This is a genomic window from Methanogenium marinum (assembly GCF_028912405.1).
Classification (GTDB): domain Archaea; phylum Halobacteriota; class Methanomicrobia; order Methanomicrobiales; family Methanomicrobiaceae; genus Methanogenium; species Methanogenium marinum.
On sequence record NZ_JAKELO010000002.1, the window covers coordinates 691,342 to 711,330 of the forward strand.

Genomic DNA, 19,989 nt, shown 5'->3' on the forward strand with positions numbered 1-19,989 from the left:
GAAGCATGTAACCGTGAGGTTTCACAGATGATCATCCGAAACCGTGAAGAGCGCCTCTGCAAGCGCTTCAGCGGAGGGATATCTGTCTTTCTTCTCTTTTGCAATGCAGCGCATCACAATGTCATCCCACGGTGCTGCGGCAGGGACGCGGGATGAAGGAAGGGTGGGTGCCTCCCCGAGAATAGCATCTGTCATCTCCACCAGCCCGCCATCATCAAACGGACGGCGGCCGGTCAGGAGTTCATAGAAAACAATTCCCGTCTGATAGATGTCTGTTCGGGTATCCGCATCCCCGAAGCGGCGGGGGGCAATCTGTTCCGGGGCCGCATACTGAATCGAGAAACCCACGACAGAGGACTCATGCCCGTCGCCCATCACTTTCCCAAGACCCCAGTCGGTTATTTTGGCGGTATTGTCCTCAGTGAGGAGGATGTTGTGCGGCTTGATGTCACGATGGATGATGTCGTGTTCGTGGGCATATATGAGGCCACGGACAATATCGTTGATAATCCCCGCTGCTTCTGCAGGTGGGAGGGGAGGAGTTACGCCGGCAAGCGAACGGGATACATACTCCATCTCAACAAAGGGCACCGGCAGGATATTGACCGAGCAGATGCGGACGATGTTCGGGTGGGAAAGCCCTTCCCAGAGTTTCATCTCTTTTAAGAAGATGCGGCCCGTTGTCTCATCAAAGCTGATAGGAACCTTGACTGCCACAACCGCCCCGTCTTCCCGTCTCACTGCACGGAAGACCCGTGCGATCCCGCCTTTTCCAATGAACGACACATCGCGGTAGCGGTCTGAAAGGGTGGCGGGGAAGTAGACATCACGCAGCTGTGTGTCCATGATATGGGTCTCATCGAAGGGATCATCACCAACGTGAGCAATACGGGTCCGCTCGTCTGTGTCCCCCGACACATGAGGGGTGATGAAACAGGAGCGGTGATAGAGCCCGAGAAGGACGGCGGCAGGACAGAGCACGAGGGGTAAAAAACCGCCAGGAACACCCGGATTCCCCAGACCCGCCAGGAGCAGGGCAGCTGAAATGACCGCTGCAATACCTGCCACGATGAGGTAGGCACCGAGGAGATACCGGGGAGACTGTTCCGTTGCGGTGGATGAAGCAAGAATGACTCCTGCCACCGAGAGAAATGCCAGCCCGACCATGACCGGACTGATGCCCGGCATCGTCCCCAGAACCATAATGGACTGGAAACCTGAGAGAAACATCGCCGAACTGCACAGAACCACAAGGATGGTGTACCCGACAATCAGGACGGACATGGTATGCCCGCTCCGGTTCAGGACACTCGCATGCCGGGCACGCCGGTCAGCAACCGTGAGCAGACCTGCAACAGCGAGGGACACCAGAAAGGCAAATAGCGGCCAGAGGAAATCTTCCTGTTCCCGGGGGAAGGAAAAGGGCCCGGCCGTCCCATCAGGCCGCAGACCCTGTCCCGGTGCATCATCCTGCATTTCCGGGGTAACAGTTACGGTATATGCATCAATGCCTGCAGTCAGGGGGGCCGCATCCTCCACAATGACGACACCGGTGAGTTCTCCCATCATGTCAAATGGTTTGCGATCGATGGAAACACGCCCGTTTTCTTCATCCCATGCCCGGAGCTGATCCGGGGAAGGCGACTGGATAAGAAACGGTTCGTCTCCGATTCCATTGCCGCTGGCATCGGTCCCTTCATACCCGCTCCAGCTGTTACCCACCTGCCCCTCAAATGAGGTTCCCTCATATTCGTAGGTGGTCACCGGCGATGTCCATGAAGTCTCCGGGGAAGACGAAACAGCACCGGTAACGCAGTCAATTTCATTGAAATAAACCGCGGTTCCATCCGATTCACGGACCTGAATTCCGATACGCTGACCCTCAATAGTGTTGCCGGTAACGAGGGTCCGGTCTGCATCATAGATGCAGATGCCGATGCTCATTCCGGGATAGGTGGTGGCAATGGTGGTTCCTGTTATCACCGTATTGTCCCCACGCACGAAGATGCCGCAGGGGACTGACCCGGAAATTACCACTTCTTCGAGGGTAATCCCCCCTGACTCCATGAGAATGGCTGTATCAGCATCTGCTGCCACGATGACCGGTAATCCACCGCCGGTATCCACACCGGTGACGGTCACCGGAACACTGATGGTGAGGGATTCATAATAGGTGCCGCTCTCAACAAGAACGGTGTCTCCCGGCATGACCATGGCAAGCGCTTCTGAAATAGTGGGGTACCCATCCCCGCCGACGGAGAGAGTGGCAGCACTCGCCGTCATGCAGAACAATCCTGCAACGAGCAGAATGGTGACGAAGATTACGTGTACAGAGCGGCTGCTTCTGGTGGTCTGGTTTTCTCTGTTCCAATCGTCACGTCTGTTGTTCATAGGCACCCGTCTCTTCTCTTATTTATCTGCTGCATCCTGCACTTCTGCGACAATGAAAAGGAACCGGACTCCACGGGGGCCACGGGCAAGATCGATAATATCGCCTGCCATCAGCCGCACCTCAGTGTTCGCTTCGCACTGGTTGTCATTCAGATAGGTACCCCCGGTGCTCCCCCGGTCGGTGAGAAACCAGCCCCCTTCCTTCCGGAGAATTTCCGCGTGTGGCCGGGATATGCGGGTGACGAGGTCAAAATCCCGGTGGACAACAATGGCAGCATCCCCGGTGAGTGTTCCCGGAGGGGCATACTGAACTGCGGTGACTTCCTCCCCTTCCATGAGCGGGCCAAGGCGTTTCTCCTCCCGGCCGATGCGTGTCACATCTTCCAGGAGAGGGATAGTCTGCCCGTCCGCTGGCCCGCCGAGAACAAAGATAACGGGCGATTCTCCTGCATATTCACGGGAGACCATCCGCCGGGCTTCTTCAACCTTTCCTGCCAGCTCGCTTCCCTTAATATCGATGTCTAAGTTCGAGAATAACCCGAGGTTACGGATAATCTCCTCGATACCGCCGGGGCGGGTGGAATATTTCCAGACCGGAAGTGACCCGCGGGAAGTGGCCCGCCCGAACCCTGCCTCTTTGGTGATGATGCCTGCGGTGAGCATCTTTTCGAGATGTTTCTTGGTATTCACATAAGAAGTGCCAATCCCGGCGGCGATCTCGCTGGCATCTTTCGGGGTGTTTTCAATTATCTTGAGGATGTGAAGTCGTACGGGGTTTGAGAGCACATTGAGGTATTTTGAGAGGTCCTCATAGTAGTCCATATCCTCGGTCATCATCACCGTCTTTGCATTGGCATAATCGTCTGGATCATTCATTTAATCACATTCTTCCTGGGGTATTGTTTTGCCGTGCACCCTGACAACAATGAGGGTGATATTATCGTTCGATGTTTTAGCAGCCGCTTCCATAAGGAAGGATGCCGATTCTTCTGCAGTCAGCGCTTCTCCTGCCATACACATTGTCTCCTGTGTGACATAGTCATGCAGGCCGTCTGATGAGAGCACCAGTGTGTCACCGGCCAGGAGTCGGTGGGAGGTGCAGTCGGCAGCAAAGTCTGCCCCCAGTGAGTGGGTGATGATATGTTTCATCGGATGGGTGAGGGCCTCTTCCTGCGTGATAACCTCACGGTCAACCAGACTCTGCACGAATGAGTGGTCCTTTGTGAGGGAACAGACAGTTCCTGCACGTATGAGCGTGCAGCGGGAATCTCCCGTATTACACAGGCTGACCATCCCGTTCCCGAAGCAGGCGGAGACGAACGTCGTCCCCATCCCCGAGCGGTTTCCGGTTGCCTGTTCCCGGATGGCTTCGTGGGCGAGAGTGTGAGCCTGTTTCAGGATTGCTGCTGCCGTTTCGGGATCGCCTGCGGTGAGGCCTGCCTCCTGTATCGTTTCCCTGAATATGCGGATGGCAAGGGCTGATGCTACGTCCCCTGCTTCATGACCACCTATTCCATCAGCAACGGCACAGGCCAGCCCCCCATCCACCGGGGCAATGCACCATGCGTCCTCATTGACCGGTCGTACACCGGCAACGGAGATGGCATGATATTCAAATTGTTCACGGGTTCCTGTGTCTGATCTCATCTCTCCGACTCGTATTGAAAGAAGTATGGTCTTCACCAGTAATAAATGTGGGAAATGGTAGTGGTTCTACAGTGGCCGGATTTGGTGGGGGTGCTATACTCTTCATTCGTGTTCACCTGAGGGACAGGAGGGGCTCTTTTTCCTCAGATGTATTCTCTTATACCGGAAAAATACCTGATCTCTGTTACTACTGGATGGATTTGTCCATTCGTAATGGACAGTATTGTCCACTGGCATTGGACACCTGCCCTCGTTGTGACCGGAGGGACAGGCATTATGCGAAATCTTCGCATACCCATATTATTATGTCCCTGATGTCAGGGATTCCGGAGTATTTGACCACAGAACACCCAATTTATTCTCATATGACAGAACGAACCGGAGAGAAACACCGCCCACAATTATTGCACTGCCAACGGTTGCAAATGCAACAAATAATGCCATACCACTCCCAACATAATTATACCATTTCATGCCTCAGAACGCCCCCCCACATTACACCATCCCTGATGACATTCCGCTCGCAGGACTCATCTCAATCGTCCACCGCATGTACAGCATCCACATGGATGGACAGGCGATAGCACCCGGCCTGAAAACGGGACAGATTCCCTTTTTCATGCGAATTTCCCGTGAACCGGGTATCACGCAGGACGACCTTGCAGCCTATTATATCATCGACAAAGGAACGGTCGCCCGGGCTGCCAGGCGGATGGAGGAACACGGTCTTATCACCCGCACTCCCGACCCGGACAACCGGCGGAAGCTGCGTCTCTTTCTGACCGCCCGTGGGGAGGCTGCTGTTCCGCGGGTCTTTGCCACCGACCGGGATTGGGACAAGAGAGTTCTCTCCGGCCTCTCTGAAGAGGAACGCCGCAATCTCCATGCAATTTTTCAAAAAATGGCTGTGCAAAGCCGCGACATTGCCCGTGGAGACGCGGACAACGGGAGTGAATTTGGCACAGAACACCGGTAAGGAGAGCTGTGGTACGACACTCTTCCCTGCCACATCAGCAATTTCACATATGAAAATAATCAGTTCCTTCCCCATCAGCGTATGAGTATCTGAGGGACAGAATATCCGGGAAACCACCAGATAACACGGAGTAAACAGAACCAACAATGAATACTTTTGCTCAGCACATGAAAAACGGAGATACTGCAGGTAAAAATCGGGGAAGAATCTTATTTCTCCTTCTTTCCTCTATGATGACCATGATGGGAGGGGCAGCAGTTGCACCCTCCCTTCCGGGGATAAGCGCCACCTTCTCCACATACCCCGAAAGTGTTATCGCGATGATAATCACCCTCCCGCCACTCGCAATTGTTCTGACCGGATGGTGCATCGGCATTATCTGCGACCGGGTGGGAAAGGTGAAGCCCCTCATGATATCTCTCGCCTTCTTTGCACTCTTTGGATCATCCGGTGTATATCTCAGTTCGCTGGAGATGATCCTTGTCGGCAGGGCCATGCTGGGTGTTGCGATAGCAGGCATCATGACAACCACAAACGCACTGATAGCAGCCTATTACACAGGCCCGGAACGGGCAAAGGTGATTGGCTATCAGACGGCGGGGATGGGCATCGGAGCAATTGTGCTTGAAACCTCCGGAGGGTATCTCGCCTCTATTGACTGGAGAGCGGCATTTTACATTTACCTCATCGCCCTGCTCTTCATACCAGGCATTCTCTGGACCATGAAAGAACCGGAACAGATTGAGAGGAGTTCCCAGAAGACGGGCACAGAATTCGAAAATGCATCCGTATCATCCATTCACTGGGGACATATCGCTCTTATTTACCTTGCAACCTTCAGCGTGATGCTCATATTCTACATGATACCAACAAAACTCCCGTATCTCCTGCAGGCGTCAGGCATTACGTCGACCATTATCAGCGGGGTTCTTCTGGGAATTGCCGGTTTTTCGCAGGGATTCAGCGCTCTTTCCTGCAGCCGGTTCAACGCCCGGTTTAGCAGACAAATAATTCTTGCACTCGGTTTTTCTCTCATGGCGATTGGAGCTCTTATCATCGGCACAATGCCGGATCTGGCATTTTTAATTGGTGGCCTGATTCTGACCGGCATAGGCATGGGATTTATTATTACAATGCTTATAGGCTGGCTCGGCGATTTATCCCCGGTACACCGCTACGGCACAGCATTTGGCCTGTTTTCGATGTTTCTCTATCTGGGCCAGTTTATGTCAGGTTTCGTGGCACAGCCACTGATTGATTTTGGCGGATCATACGGGGCATTGTTTGTCTATAGCGGACTCTACAGCATTGTACTTGCCGCGGTCTTTGCATTTTTTGCAATCGGCCCAAAGGTTCTGGCCAAATCTGGAAAAAACCCCGTGGATTCCTAAGCCGGGAGGCTACGGTGGTTTTGACGTCCGTTGATACGGACGAAATATTCTTTTTTTCTGGTCAGGGGTATTTTTTCAGATTTCAAACAGGATTTTTGCAGTTCTCCTGAATTGAGCCAGTTTTTCAGCAGGTGAATTAAGTTCGGGTGCATATGTCAGGTGAGGGCTGGTGCATCACTGATGATGAAGCCTGAACGAATCAGAAAAAAACAGGGATACTGCCTCTCTCCACCCTGTTGCATCAATTTTTATCATTGTCACCAGGAACATAACCCTCCTCAGAGATATGAGATATGACACTGAATATTTAAATCAGAACAAATGATAAATAGATCAATAAGCCCCCTTTCTTACGGTCACAGACTCACGGGCACAAAGCAGGTGCGAATCGGTTTGAGCAGGTGATAAAATTCAGAACAAGGAAAAATTCCCGGTAAAGGAATGAGAATATGAAAGAAGAATCCCCATTTTCACGTGCCCACAAGGATGAACCGATGGCAGAGCTTGTGAGGGAAACGGATCATCAGACATTAGCCATCTGGGCCATTGACTGTGTTGAACGCGTGATACCATACTTTGAGATACAATTTCCACTCGATAACCGGCCCGGAAAGGCTCTCGATACGCTCCGGAATTGGATCAATACAGGGATTTTCAGCATGGAAGATATACGCAAAGCGTCGCTTGATGCTCATGCGGCTGCCCGCGAGGTGGGTAAGGATAATGCGGCCCGTTCTGCTGCCCGTGCCGCGGGTCAGGCAGTAGCAACGGCACATGTCCCCACTCATTCTCTTGCTGCTGCAACGTATGCTTTACAGGCGATTTACCGGGCCGAAAGCCCCTCTGAGGCCGATGCCGCCGTAGCCCGTGAACGGGACTGGCAATACCAGCATTTACGCGAGCTCTTAAACAGCCGTGAGACATCTAAACGTGCTGCACCAGAAAGTGATGAACATAAATGAAGGGGAGAGACGATGTGTGACAGAGAAATATCATCCCCTGATCAGAGTGGATACCACCGAACCCAAAAGACGGGAGGGTGAACATTTCGGTCATCCCTGCTCCTGATTTTCACCGCACTGTTTTTTTTGTCCATTCAGATATGTTCTCCAGAGGCGTAGAGGCGTAATGCAGTTTTTTTTGCCCCCTCGTGTACATACTGTATGTGTGCGCCCCTCCCCGGCATACAACCTCCGGAAGAATAAAATATCAGAAAAAAACCCGGATATTAGGCTTATCGGGCGAAATTCTGCAGCATATCTGTTCGTGTAACAGGGTTTGAAGGACGTCTCCATACCCGATGCCCGTTCCCTGCACATAACATTACTGTATTAGAAAGGCACCACCTAATTAGGCCCCAAAATGGAACGGTTTGCCAAAAAACGGATGAATATCGAATATTTCGACACCACACCCTTCTATACGCCAACCGACGACACAAATCAAAATAAGCCACATTTGAAGCTATTTAAAGGATTTAAACCCAAATATCCCGATTTTCCCCCAACACATATAAAGGGTGAACAAGAGAGATACATGGCAGAGCAAATTCCTCTTGATTTATCATCTCAGGATTATTTCGTTCCATCCGGATTTCTCATCTCTGGCATGTTTCACTCCATCCGGATTATTAACCGCATGACTATTTCGCCCCCCCTGGTTTTTGATCGTATGACAATCTATTCATCCAATCAGCAGCAGATGGCTGCAAAAATTGATCCCACATCACAGCGTCTTCAATGGAAAAACTGGCAATGGCAGACCCGTCACGCCATAAAAGACATCGCTACCGTTGAACGTCTGCTTGACATCCAGTTTTCCCCGGAAAAACGGGCAAAGATTGAGGAGACCATTGCAAAATTCCCCTTCTGCATCACACCGTACTACCTCTCCCTCATCGAAGCAGACGATTATGAAAACGATCCCATCTTCATGCAGGCCTTCCCTTCTGAGTCCGAACTCATCATCGAAGAATGTGACATGTCTGATCCCCTTGCAGAAGATACGGACAGCCCCGCTGCCTGCATCACCCACCGGTATCCTGACCGGGTGCTGTTCCTGGTCAGTAATGTATGTGCGATGTACTGCCGCCACTGCACCCGGAAACGAAAAGTCGGAGATATCGACTCCATCCCGGACAAGGCTGCCATCCGCGAGGGCCTTGACTATATTGCCAGAACTCCTGCCATCCGGGACGTTCTGCTCTCAGGAGGCGACCCTCTCATGCTGCCCGATGCGTATCTTGACTGGATTCTTACTGAGCTGCAGGCCATTCCTCATGTCGAGATCATCCGGATAGGAAGCCGTGTCCCGGTGGTCCTTCCCTATCGCATCACCAACGAGCTTGTCGGGATGCTCAAAAAACACCACCCCCTCTACCTCAATACGCACTTCAATCACCCGCGGGAAATAACCGCTTCATCACGAGAGGCACTCAGAAAACTCGCCGATGCGGGTATCCCCCTTGGCAACCAGACAGTGCTTTTAGCCGGTGTCAATGACTGCCCCCGGATTATGAAGCGCCTCGTGCAGAAGCTCGTTCAGGAAAGGGTCCGCCCCTACTATCTCTACCAGTGTGACCTGTCAGAAGGGCTTGCTCACTTCCGCACCCCTGTTGGAAAAGGTATCGAGATTATCGAGAGTCTCATCGGACATACGAGCGGGTTTGCAGTACCTACCTATGTCATCGACGCCCCTGGCGGAGGCGGTAAGATTCCGGTGATGCCCAATTACATCATCTCATGGTCAACGAACAAGGTGGTGCTGCGAAACTACGAAGGGGTCATCTCCACCTATCGTGAACCGGACAACTATAAACAGGTCTACTGCGACCGAAACTGTGAGGCGTGCACACTGCAGCTGAAACTGGATGACGCCAACGAGTCGAAAGGGGTCGGCATCGAACGGCTGCTCTCCGACTACTATGACACCTATATGCTGATTCCTCAGGATAATGAACGGGTTGACCGGCGCAATGACGAGTGATACCGTCACCCATCTTGGCTCTTCAGTTGTTCAGCACGGTCCCTGCAATGACCGTGTCTACCTGATGAAACTTGGTTCTGAAGATACTGACACTATCATCCCGGCCATCGAGGAACTGGCAGAGCAGTACACCTACTCAAAACTCTTTGCCAAAGTCCCCGCATCTGCCAAAGAACGGTTTTGTGCTGCCGGATACCAGGTTGAAGCCCATGTTCCGGGGATGTTCGGCGGGATGGAGGATGGCTGGTTTCTTGCACGATACCCCGAACCCTCACGGGCAGACCCCGGTGATGCAGCGCCTCTCACCGCAGAGGTGCTCAGGTCTGCGAAGTCACGGACGGAACCCTGCGGGAACAGCATTGCAGCATCCAATTTTGTGATTGATGAAGCAGACAGGAAGGATGTGGACGCATTGGCGGAGCTGTATGGGAACGTCTTTGAGACCTATCCGTTCCCCATCCACGACCCTGCATATCTCCGGGAGACGATGGACGAAGGTATCCGGTATTTTGTCGCCCGGTCAGGCAACCGGGTGGTGGCAGCCTCGTCAGCGGAGGTGGATGTATCCGGCAGGAATGCGGAGATGACCGACTTTGCAACAGACTCTGCATACCGGGGAATGGGGCTCTGCCCGGCCCTTCTGGCAGCAATGGAGGGGAGGATGCGACGCTCCGGGATAGTGACCGTGTTTACCATCGCACGGGCGGCCTTCTATCCAATCAATATCACCTTTGCCCGTGCCGGATACCGGTTCGGCGGAACACTGGTTAATAATACAAATATCTGCGGAGCCTTCGAGAGCATGAATGTGTGGTACAAATCTCTCGGCGGGAAAGAAACGGCCCTTCACCAGAATATCTGAGGAGACGATGTACAGGGGAAAAAGGTGATCGGACGCCCGTCATCCTCTGAGCACATACATTCCTCTCACTGAACAAACGCTCTCAAAACCCGGATGGAAATGATTAGAACTGGATATGCCGGGGAGAAAAACACCCGGATTCCACCTTTCTCAGGAAGCGGTTAAATGGTCTTATCTTATGTTACAGTGCATTATTGCACCTCATTTTGTACACAGCTCCCCCATTCAGATGAAACTGCTGTTCATCCCTGCACCACTTTCCTGTTCCCGGTATGGCAGAGAGACAGGTAATTATTTAATCTTCCCAACGACTCAGACTGTTACTATGGATTCCCCTCTCACTGTCCTTATAATCAGCGAGAAGCAAACAGCAAAAATAATTGCGGAGAGAATCAGGGAACTGAACCCTGACTGCCATATTGATACTGTACAGTCAGGAAAAAATGCACTCACGTTCCTTGAAAAAAATACGTATGACCTTGTTATCAGCCAATACACCACCAGAGAATTATCCGGTACGGAACTGATTGAAGCAATCGACGAAAAAAAGAATGACGCCCCTCTGATTGTCATCGTTGGAAAAGATGATGAACAGAATGTCCTTGATACCGTATTCAGGGGATTTGAATGTACGGTTCTGCCTGCTTCAGACCGGCCATATCTGACTGAACAGATACAGAATAAGGTTAGATCGGTTCTTGATAAAAAGAGACGAAAAGAGACATTCAGGACCGATAAAATTCAGTCATCAGGGATTATCGCACATATACCGGATCCCACGTTTGCAATAGACACCGAAGGCAGAGTAATCGCCTGGAATAAGGCAATCGAAGATTTAACCGGTGTAAATGCAGCAGATATCCTTGGCAAAGGAGATTATGAATATTCAATACCCTTTTACGGTCAGCGCAAGCCCACACTTATCAATTTTTTAGAAATTACTGACGAAGAACTCAATACGCTTGGATACAGGGTTTTGCAAAGAACAGACACTACCATCTCCATTGAATCCACCCTTATAGAAATTAACGGACAGAAATACTATGTCAGGGCGAACGTATCCCTGATACATGACCGTGCGGGGAATATAACCGGCGCAATTGAGTCAATAACAAATATAACATCCCTGAAAAATGTGGAAAACGCTCTCAGAGAGAGCGAAGAGAAATTCAGGGGAATTGCAGAACGAAGCTCTGATATTATATTTTCAACGGATACTGAGGGATTAATTACCTATATCTCTCCCTCAGTTACGAGAATTCTGGGATATGTTCCGGACGATCTGTTAGGAAAAGGGCATCAGGAATTTGTGTATCCTGAAGAATCTCAATTGATTGAAGAAGGGTTAAAGAGACAGAAAACAGGAGATAAACTGGAACTGGAAATTCATCTGAAAAGAAAAGATGGCACTTTTGCGTTAATTGAGATATCGGGAGCTCCAGTCATCGTAAACAACACATTCAGAGGGATACAGGTAATCGGAAGGGACATCACAGAGAGAAAAAAGGCACAGCAGCGTATTATTGACCTTCTCCATGAACAGGAAGAACTGGTAGATATCATCAACATAAGCCCGGCAATTGTATTCCTCTGGAAAGCAGAGGAAACCTGGCCCGTTCTGAAGGTCAGTACAAATATCTCACAATTTGGATATACCCGTGAGGACTTTCTTTCCGGCAGGGTTATTTTCGGCTCAATTATTCACCCGGATGACCGGGAAAGGGTAACTGCTGAATTAGCATATAGCAGTTCCCATAATGTAGATGAATTCATCCAGACGTACAGGATATCCGGCAAAGATAACAAGGAATACTGGATTGAAAATTTCATCCACACACGCCGTAACAAAAACGGAGATATCACCCACTATCAGGGCATCATTATCGATATCACCACCCGTAAACAAGCTGAAGAAGCCCTTCATATAAGTCGGTCACGATACCAGCAACTGTTTGAATCATCCCCTATTGCTCTTTTTGAGGAGGATTTTTCTCTGGGGTCAGAATCGTTTGAACAGCTGAAAGAATCCGGCATCACCGATTTCCGCAGATATTTTGAAGAACACCCGGAAGAGGTGACCCGTTTTGCAGGTATGCTCAAAATACTGGATGTAAATGAGGCAACACTGGATTTGCTGGAGGCAAAAAATAAAGAAGATATGATCAGTAGCCTTCCAAATATTTTCACCCCAAAATCCCTGAAAACCTTTCGGGAAGAGCTGATAATCCTCGCACACGGAGGACTTCAGTATAAAGATGAAAGCAGCCATAATACATTTTCAGGTAAGGAAATATCTGTCATTATCAGGATGGTTGTTGCTCCCGGATATGAACACTCTCTGGGCAGAATTCTCATATCCCTTCAGGACATCACCGACAGAAAAGAGGCCGAAGAAGCCCTCGCTAGGGAAAAAGCCAATGTTGAATATATTCTGGACAGTCTGCCCGGGATGTTTTACATGTTTGATTCAACCGGCCGGTTTGTCCGCTGGAATAAAAATCTTGAAACCCTGACAGGATATTCCGGGGATGAAATTTCAGAAATGATACCTCTGGAGTTCATTGATAAACGCTATAAGGACACAATTGCCAATGCTCTCAAAAAGGCTTTTTCAGAAGGGTATACCGATATCGAAGCGGCTATTGTTACCAAAGACGGCAGAACGATTCCGATCCTCTTTTCCGCACGCAGGAAGATAATCGACAATATTCCCTATATCCTTGGAATGGGCATTGATATCACCAAGACAAAGAATGCAGAAAAAGAGATCCGAAAACTGGCATCAATCGTACAGCATTCAGGAGAGTTCATTGCCCTCGCAGATTATGACGGAGCGATTTCTTTCATAAACGAAGCCGGGGCAAGAATGATTGGAATTGATAAAGATGATATTTCAAATTATAAAATCATGGATTTTCTTTCCGATTCCCAGAACGAAATACTCCACTCCCATATTTTTGCCGGACTAAGAAAGAAGGGGTCATGGGAAGGAGACCTCCAGTACCTGAATGGCAAAACAGGTGAAGAGGTTGATGTTCATGCGATGACCTTTATCATCAAAGATCCTGAAACAGGCGAACCAATGCACCTTGCCAATGTATCACGGAATATCACGGAACGGAAGAAGGCTGAAACTGCTTTAAAGGAAGTCAATAAAAAACTCAATCTCCTCGGCAGTATTACCCGCCATGACATCCTGAACCAGGTGACGGTTGCAGAGGGATACATGGAAATTCTGGAGATGGATGGGTTTTTCCCACCGGGAAGCGGGGAAGAGAAATACGCAAAAATTGTGTCGGGTGCCATTGAGACAATTGAACGACAAATTCTCTTTACCAGGGATTACCAGGATCTGGGAGAGCAGGCTCCCGAATGGTATCACGTGGGCAGAATAATCGATGAGAATTATCGTAATCTCTCATTCCAAAAGATTTTGTTGGCAAATAACGTCGGCAATCTGGAGATATATGCTGATCCTCTGTTTGCCAAGGTCATTTACAATCTGCTTGATAATGCGGTAAAGCACGGGGATACGATTACAACAATTACCTTCTCGTTTGCCCGGTCAGATGACCAGATGGATCTCATCTGTGAAGATGACGGAGCGGGCATTCCGGATGACGTAAAGGAGAAAATCTTCAGACGGGAATATTATAAGCATACGGGCCTGGGTCTGTTCCTTTCAAGGGAAATTCTCTCCATTACCGGTCTCTCGATACAGGAAACGGGTGAGGAAGGGAAAGGTGCACGATTTGTGATTCATATTCCAAAGGGATTGTTCCGGTTTGGGGAGTGACGAAAAATCAGAAATATAAGACTATTTATGGGTAATTATTACTGTAATGGCCAAATTGGGTTATTATGGAGTATTATTTTCAAAATGCCATCTCATCAATCCCGGAAACATATTTTGAATTTTTCGTGATTCTTAGAGGAAATTGGTTCATAATATTTTCAGCAGCATTGTCTTCTTTCTCATTGTATTTCAATTCAAATACCATATTTTCAGTATCAACCATTTTATTGGAAAAATAATTATTATTAGGATGTATACAGTAATATTCCAGATTATTGTCAAGAGTAATGCGGAATTTTGTATCTGCAGAAACAAGATATTTCCGGTAATATCGATTGAGAAGAGCAAAATTCAATGATTTTACATATTCATTCAGATTCTCGGGTAGTGAAGCGCCCTCCAGTGATTCCCTCATATCTGTACGGGATAATTCCTGATTTAGGGTAAAAGATGGGAGTGGATAATTTCGTTTTCCCCCCAACATTCCTTTCTTAATTTTCAACTCCATTACTGGCTTTTCCACAAGACCGAATAAATTGCCATACCATCGAATTCTCACTTTCAGGCGATTACTGATACCATCAACATTTGCAAAATAATGGTCCATATTGGGTGTATCTAAATAGATGTTATTCACATATCTTGGTGAATACGCCTCAATAAACATCGCTGGATGACTCTTCACGAAAGCCTCTATTTCATGCCTGCTTAGTGAACTGATAAATGATTTCCGTTCGTATCTAAAATCAGAAATCTGAAGAAGATTTTGTATCATAATTTTCGATACCTCCAAATAAAAATAAAAAATACTCCGAGAATACAAATTGTGAACAATATTCCCAATTTGAAATATAGATTGTTAATTATCCTAAGAATTCTTGCTGAAATTGTTTCAGTATTGGAAATGTCGAGAAAGTGATTCTCCCAGAATTCTATTCCAAAGGTATCAATATTTGAAAGGTCATTGCCTGTTAATGAAATTGGTTGAACATTTACTTTGCCATCCTGTAATACCGTAAATTTTAGTATTGCGTCGTTTATTGTGTCTCCCAATCCGGTTGCAATGTATGTGATATTGTCATCTTTGTGATAAAAAATAGGATAACTCTGTTTTCTTCCGATATCTCCTGAAATCAAATATATTTGCTTATTTTCTGATATATTTACCAATTCTGGCTTTAAACAAGAAATGAAATTGTCACTATTTGCATAACCCCCTTGAGAATTCAAATTATTATATACTATTTGAAATTCTGGATTTTTAACTGTCCATATCAATTTGTGGGAAAAAATAAATACATTGTTAACATTATCTGATCCTGAAATCTCATTTAAAGAATTTCTCAAAAATTCAAGTTGATCACCAATGATTTCACCATGATTTTTTTCACTATCTAAAATTATGTAATAATCTGAACCATAGCAAAAACGGTAATACGTTATCCCAAAATATTTTTCATACAATGACCGATTTGTTAAATCATGATTTCCTGCTGAATTAAATATTGGGATGTTTATTTTTGAGGAAAATGAACCAATAAAATTTTCAATATTTGTATTATCCGCGTTCCGAAAATTATCTCCAGTCAATACTATAAACGATGCATTATTCTGATTAATTAAATCAATTTTTGCTAAAAGAGAAGAAGAAGGATAAACAGAGGGCGAATATGGTGCACCATAGGCATGACCTATGACCAAAAATGAATACCCATTTGTTTTTTCATCAAATTCAAGTATTTTGCCATTTATTGGGGAGGTAATGTTTAAATCTCCGAATCCCATGCATGGTTGAAATATCACTGGGATCATTAGTAATATAATCAATATTTTGAGTGTTTTTTGCATATATTTCACACCATAATATTCTTAATATGTTTCAATAGTTGCCTCACCGTCGTAGTAATTGGCATACACATCTTTTTCCGTTCCTGAAATCAGATCCCCGTTCAACGTTAATTGTGAATCAATTTCAATGAGTGAGGGTATTGTTACATCCGTCATTTCCACATTTGATGCAAAAATCTCACTGGGACCAAATTCAGATTTTTTCTGGTAGGCGGTAAATCCAATAACACAAGATGATATCTGAAGATTTTCAATTGTTATAACCGATTGATCCTTACTTGCAATCCCGACATTGCAATCTTCAATAACAATATCATTGACAGAAATATGGCTTCCCTCCCCTCCACTCACTGCTTTATCACCGGTTTCTTTCATATAACAATTATTTATATCAGTATATGATCCCGAAAAATCAAGTGCATCATTTCCACAACCGACAAACGAAGTCTGGGAAATATTTCCTTTTCCAAAGTCGTCATCAATTGCATCCGAATATATATTCTGAAATAGTGAATTTTTGACTGAGTATTCAGACCGCACAAGGTCTACCATGTCGTCTCCATATTTGTTATCTGAAAATACACAATTTTCAATATCGACATCTGAATTATAGAAGGTAACTGAGCCACTCAATTGCCATCCATCCTGTGACGGAGCAGACAAATTGCTGAAACGGACATATTCCAGTCGCGAACGTTCGTCTGTGTCCAGTACTACAATTCCCTGCCCGGAAGAATCTGATGAGGTGATGAAAATGGGATAATCCTCACTTCCAATAAACTGGATTGGAGAATACGAAAGGATGATTGCACCATTCCTAAGATCCAGTTTCGTTGGAATGTCTCCATAACATATGACTGAATAATCTTCAGGGATAATGACATTGTGATTGATTTCCCAAGTGCCTGGTTGTACAACAATAGTCTTTGTTTTCTCATCTATTGAGAGAAATTCACAGTCATCATAATTTGGAGTCTGTCGCATGAGATCGTTTGACGGAAAATCCTCTGACAAATATGGCCATGGGAACACTGATTCATTTCTTACACGGCTGTGGCCAAGCAACCGGTAGTTTAGGCTGACTTCTGAGATAAATTCATCATTCCACATAAAATCGGCTGGAAGAATAAATTCAACATTTTCATACTGAACAGGTTCATTTGTAATTTTGCCCCAGAAGATTGTTGCATTCTTCGGGGTGAAGATTGTTGAATCACCGTACTTCAGATCAATGATCTCTATTGGCATGGTCTGAATATTGCCAACTTTCAGAATGAGAGTATTATTCTGCGAATTGTTGTCATTATTGTTATAGTAGGCATTCAGGCCTTTGATTGGATTTAATTTTTTATTGATAAATATCTGATTGCTATAATATGGTAAATTTGAGAAATGATATAATGGATTGTCTTTATAGATTATATTAAGAGAACTCTGCAGTTCTCCGTCAATTTCATCAAAGAATGTAATTAAATACGTTTCATCTGAATATGTTTCAAGTTGTTTCACATATTCTGCATAAAATATTGGATCCTTAAAAAAATAAGTATACCTATATAATTCGACCTCCATAACCCCCAGGATATCAACAATTTGGTTACCAGAATTGCTATCAAAACCAATTGGCTCAAGTTTTGATGTTATTGGATTATAGTAAAATCTGTAATTATGGAAGCAGTGTCCATGTTGTCCTCCAAAAATATCTGATAATGCAAAATATTTCGCAAGTTTTTCAGTATCAAACACTGCACTTGTTGTAAGATTTCCTCTCCGGAAGGATTCCAACAGATCTTTTGCTTTAATATAGTTTGCATAATTTACTGGATCATCAATAATATCAGTTGTTTGAAATGAATCAATATCACTGGCATAATATGATTCTTCTGGCAATGGGTTTTCCTCAATTCTGCCTTCCCATACTAAATCCTCATTAAACCGTACTATCGGTCCTTCTCTTAACTCATTATTTTCAATGAGCCTTTTGTCAAAAAATTCTTCTAGAGCATAAATCCCATTCTCCTTTCCATTAATTGTTACATCAACAAAAGAATAACGTGGTGATATGATGTCTTCTTTTTCAATAGCCTGTTGGAATATCCATTCGTACAGATAATTACGTGTTACCGGGTCCTGTAATGAGAATGCCTTCATTCCAAAGAGGGTATTATCACCTTTGACTTTTACCCGGAATGACCATTTATCTCCTTTTAAATGGTCTGTCCAATCACCTTTCAGGCGTAGTTTCACATCAACTGATGTGTTTCCGGTATTGATTGTTGCTGGTACGTAGTCATCATCAGATGAAACTAAAATTCCATTCTCAAGGGCTACTTCTCTTTTATAGGCCAGTTTCTGAAAATCATTGTTTTTTATATCGATGAATAACGTTTCTGGATTTGATGTTTGTCCATCATAATAATTTAAAGGAATCTTATAATTTTCCTGAATAATTCCCACTAATTGCATCTGATTTATTCCTACAGAGTATAGAGTATTTTGTGCAAATTTTTTTACCGTTGGTGACACATTGTCGATTGGTCCACAAAATTCTCCAAAGAATAGTCCGAACAGAACGCCCACATTCAATACCATAAATAATACACATATAATTACTTTCTCACTTCTCAAAAAATTGAGAATAAAGGTCTTATAATCATATTTTGAGGGTGAATTATCATTACCCTTTATTTTCATCAGTATGTCCCCTGTGAATCAAGGAAGGTAATTTTTACCGATTTTGATAAGGAATTCAATTCATTTTTTGTGTTTTCAACATCATTGAAACTATTAAATTTCACAAAAAATGTTGCCTCAAGAACTTCACCTGATTCATCAAACCGTTTTAAATTAACCGTTGAACAATGCTTATCAAGTACAGAAACAATTTGACCCAATGCAATTTTATCAGGACTGTAACTGGCTATTGTCAGATGAAGATTTTGATCATACTTTGGTGTATGAATATATTTTTTCCGGATAATTATCAGGCCAATTATGACAAGAATTGCAATTGTTGTGATTACCCGTTGATCAGCACCAAGACCAAGCCCTATTGCAATTGTTAAAAAGAGATATGCCAGTTCTTCTGGTTCTTTAATGGCGGTTCGAAACCGGACAATAGAGAGTGCACCAACAAGACCCAGGGATAAGGCCAGAGAGGATTTGACAACTGTTATTATAAACATCGTTGTCATTGCCATCAAAACGAAGTTTCGTGCAAACATCTTCCGGTTTGAAAGAGCTGTCCCATAGTGGACATAGGTATATGACAGAAGAAATGCCAACAATCCGGCAATTATCAGGTTGATTAAAAAATCACCTACAGGGAGATGGTAACTTTGCGTTGCTAAGAATTCATCAAATGAAAGTATTGCTGGATCCATATTTCACCTAAATAATTATATAGGGCATATCACCCCTAGTATTTAATAATATTGTACACAGACATTTCGGCAGTCCACTGTTTCTTTGGGCACGTGTGATCTCTGTGGAGACAATGCTGCAGTGTATCATACAGATGAAGGAATGGCGAACGTTTATGAAGGATGTCATACCTGGCTGGTTCAGGGAGCAAAACGAAGGAGAAGGGGTTATTTGGTGTCGCCCTTTCGGTGCCTGGTTGGAAAAATCGGCATCTTAACCGTTCAGACAGGACAATTAAATATATATATAATTATCTCTGTGTTATAGTGCATCAGGATCAGCCGGGTATTTCCCCGGATATGAGGCCAGAACATTCTAATCAGTCCCCGATTGCAGAACTTTGTGAGGCGTCTTCCAAAGAGCGAATAACACATTGGCACCTGCTTTTCCAGTGCCTGATAGATTTCATCATAGAGGAGCGTCCCGGAATCCCAGTATTCTTTTCGCACAATACAGACATCAATATCAGAATACTGTTTTTCCTCTCCGCGAGCATACGAGCCAAAAATAAGGACAGCAAAGTATTTTTCCAGGCATTATGCGAAATCTTCGCGTACCTTTTTTCGTATGTCCATGGTGTCAGAGATTCCGGAGGATATGACCACACATGATAATTCCTTAATCTCTTCCTTTGGCAATCCGAATATAATAAAATAGCTCTTTTTTTGTA

15 protein-coding genes are annotated in these 19,989 nt (G+C 45.7%); 6 read left to right on the forward strand and 9 right to left on the reverse strand.

Going from position 1 to position 19,989, the window contains the following annotated elements; all coding sequences use genetic code 11:
• Positions 1 to 21: 21 nt before the first annotated feature.
• The 4 genes from L0665_RS03715 to L0665_RS03730 all read right to left on the reverse strand — a co-directional run bounded on the left by L0665_RS03715 (position 22) and on the right by L0665_RS03730 (position 4,512).
• The gene (locus L0665_RS03715) at positions 22 to 2,391 is read right to left on the reverse strand and encodes a protein kinase domain-containing protein (RefSeq protein ID WP_274924362.1); all 2,370 of its coding nucleotides are present in this window, start codon (positions 2,389 to 2,391) and stop codon (positions 22 to 24) included.
• Between the two features lie 18 nt (positions 2,392 to 2,409).
• Positions 2,410 to 3,267, reverse strand: coding sequence for an FHA domain-containing protein (locus L0665_RS03720; RefSeq protein WP_274924363.1), 858 nt, complete (start codon positions 3,265 to 3,267; stop codon positions 2,410 to 2,412).
• Positions 3,268 to 4,074, reverse strand: coding sequence for a PP2C family protein-serine/threonine phosphatase (locus tag L0665_RS03725; RefSeq protein ID WP_274924364.1), 807 nt, complete (start codon positions 4,072 to 4,074; stop codon positions 3,268 to 3,270).
• A gap of 267 nt (positions 4,075 to 4,341) precedes the next feature.
• Entirely contained in the window at positions 4,342 to 4,512 is a 171-nt protein-coding gene (locus L0665_RS03730) for a hypothetical protein (RefSeq protein ID WP_274924365.1), read from the reverse strand.
• Between L0665_RS03730 and L0665_RS03735 the strand changes: the two genes are divergently transcribed.
• From L0665_RS03735 to L0665_RS03760, 6 genes are all read left to right on the forward strand, one after another.
• Positions 4,511 to 5,014, forward strand: a complete 504-nt coding sequence (locus L0665_RS03735; RefSeq protein ID WP_274924366.1) for a MarR family winged helix-turn-helix transcriptional regulator — start codon at positions 4,511 to 4,513, stop codon at positions 5,012 to 5,014. The genes L0665_RS03730 and L0665_RS03735 overlap by 2 nt on opposite strands.
• A 167-nt stretch (positions 5,015 to 5,181) precedes the next feature.
• Positions 5,182 to 6,405 (forward strand): MFS transporter, encoded by a 1,224-nt coding sequence (locus tag L0665_RS03740; protein WP_274924367.1) that lies wholly within the window; start codon positions 5,182 to 5,184, stop codon positions 6,403 to 6,405.
• Positions 6,406 to 6,854: 449 nt separating this feature from the next.
• Positions 6,855 to 7,367 (forward strand): putative immunity protein, encoded by a 513-nt coding sequence (locus tag L0665_RS03745; protein ID WP_274924368.1) that lies wholly within the window; start codon positions 6,855 to 6,857, stop codon positions 7,365 to 7,367.
• Positions 7,368 to 8,076: 709 nt separating this feature from the next.
• Complete coding sequence (kamA, locus tag L0665_RS03750; protein WP_274924369.1) at positions 8,077 to 9,390, forward strand: lysine 2,3-aminomutase; 1,314 nt, start codon at positions 8,077 to 8,079, stop codon at positions 9,388 to 9,390.
• Positions 9,359 to 10,252, forward strand: a complete 894-nt coding sequence (gene ablB, locus L0665_RS03755; RefSeq protein ID WP_274924370.1) for a putative beta-lysine N-acetyltransferase — start codon at positions 9,359 to 9,361, stop codon at positions 10,250 to 10,252. Before kamA ends, ablB begins: the two co-directional genes overlap by 32 nt.
• Before the next feature lie 325 nt (positions 10,253 to 10,577).
• Entirely contained in the window at positions 10,578 to 14,048 is a 3,471-nt protein-coding gene (locus tag L0665_RS03760) for a PAS domain S-box protein (protein ID WP_274924371.1), read from the forward strand.
• A 79-nt stretch (positions 14,049 to 14,127) separates the two neighbouring features.
• Here the strand turns inward: L0665_RS03760 and L0665_RS03765 are convergent, their stop codons facing one another.
• From L0665_RS03765 to L0665_RS10845, 5 genes are all read right to left on the reverse strand, one after another.
• Complete coding sequence (locus L0665_RS03765; protein WP_274924372.1) at positions 14,128 to 14,823, reverse strand: VTC domain-containing protein; 696 nt, start codon at positions 14,821 to 14,823, stop codon at positions 14,128 to 14,130.
• Positions 14,820 to 15,896 (reverse strand): metallophosphoesterase family protein, encoded by a 1,077-nt coding sequence (locus L0665_RS03770; RefSeq protein WP_274924373.1) that lies wholly within the window; start codon positions 15,894 to 15,896, stop codon positions 14,820 to 14,822. Before L0665_RS03770 ends, L0665_RS03765 begins: the two co-directional genes overlap by 4 nt.
• 21 nt (positions 15,897 to 15,917) lie before the next feature.
• Positions 15,918 to 18,590, reverse strand: coding sequence for a CotH kinase family protein (locus L0665_RS03775; RefSeq protein ID WP_274924374.1), 2,673 nt, complete (start codon positions 18,588 to 18,590; stop codon positions 15,918 to 15,920).
• A complete protein-coding gene (locus tag L0665_RS03780) occupies positions 18,590 to 19,279 on the reverse strand; it encodes a DUF4956 domain-containing protein (RefSeq protein WP_274924375.1) in 690 nt (229 codons plus the stop codon). The genes L0665_RS03775 and L0665_RS03780 overlap by 1 nt, the downstream gene beginning before the upstream one ends.
• Before the next feature lie 261 nt (positions 19,280 to 19,540).
• Complete coding sequence (locus L0665_RS10845) at positions 19,541 to 19,852, reverse strand: nucleotidyltransferase family protein (protein WP_420847044.1); 312 nt, start codon at positions 19,850 to 19,852, stop codon at positions 19,541 to 19,543.
• Between the last annotated feature and the right edge of the window lie 137 nt (positions 19,853 to 19,989).

What these genes read in the sequence shown, in the direction of transcription:
- L0665_RS03715 (WP_274924362.1), bottom strand. Translation starts at nt 2,391, where the DNA reads ATGAACAACAGACGTGACGATTGGAACAGAGAAAACCAGACCACCAGA.
- L0665_RS03780 (WP_274924375.1), bottom strand. Translation starts at nt 19,279, where the DNA reads ATGGATCCAGCAATACTTTCATTTGATGAATTCTTAGCAACGCAAAGT.
- L0665_RS03740 (WP_274924367.1), top strand. Translation starts at nt 5,182, where the DNA reads ATGAAAAACGGAGATACTGCAGGTAAAAATCGGGGAAGAATCTTATTT.
- L0665_RS03730 (WP_274924365.1), bottom strand. Translation starts at nt 4,512, where the DNA reads ATGAAATGGTATAATTATGTTGGGAGTGGTATGGCATTATTTGTTGCA.
- ablB (WP_274924370.1), top strand. Translation starts at nt 9,359, where the DNA reads ATGAACGGGTTGACCGGCGCAATGACGAGTGATACCGTCACCCATCTT.
- L0665_RS03720 (WP_274924363.1), bottom strand. Translation starts at nt 3,267, where the DNA reads ATGAATGATCCAGACGATTATGCCAATGCAAAGACGGTGATGATGACC.
- L0665_RS03775 (WP_274924374.1), bottom strand. Translation starts at nt 18,590, where the DNA reads ATGAAAATAAAGGGTAATGATAATTCACCCTCAAAATATGATTATAAG.
- L0665_RS03770 (WP_274924373.1), bottom strand. Translation starts at nt 15,896, where the DNA reads ATGCAAAAAACACTCAAAATATTGATTATATTACTAATGATCCCAGTG.
- L0665_RS03760 (WP_274924371.1), top strand. Translation starts at nt 10,578, where the DNA reads ATGGATTCCCCTCTCACTGTCCTTATAATCAGCGAGAAGCAAACAGCA.
- L0665_RS03735 (WP_274924366.1), top strand. Translation starts at nt 4,511, where the DNA reads ATGCCTCAGAACGCCCCCCCACATTACACCATCCCTGATGACATTCCG.
- L0665_RS03745 (WP_274924368.1), top strand. Translation starts at nt 6,855, where the DNA reads ATGAAAGAAGAATCCCCATTTTCACGTGCCCACAAGGATGAACCGATG.
- L0665_RS03765 (WP_274924372.1), bottom strand. Translation starts at nt 14,823, where the DNA reads ATGATACAAAATCTTCTTCAGATTTCTGATTTTAGATACGAACGGAAA.
- kamA (WP_274924369.1), top strand. Translation starts at nt 8,077, where the DNA reads ATGACAATCTATTCATCCAATCAGCAGCAGATGGCTGCAAAAATTGAT.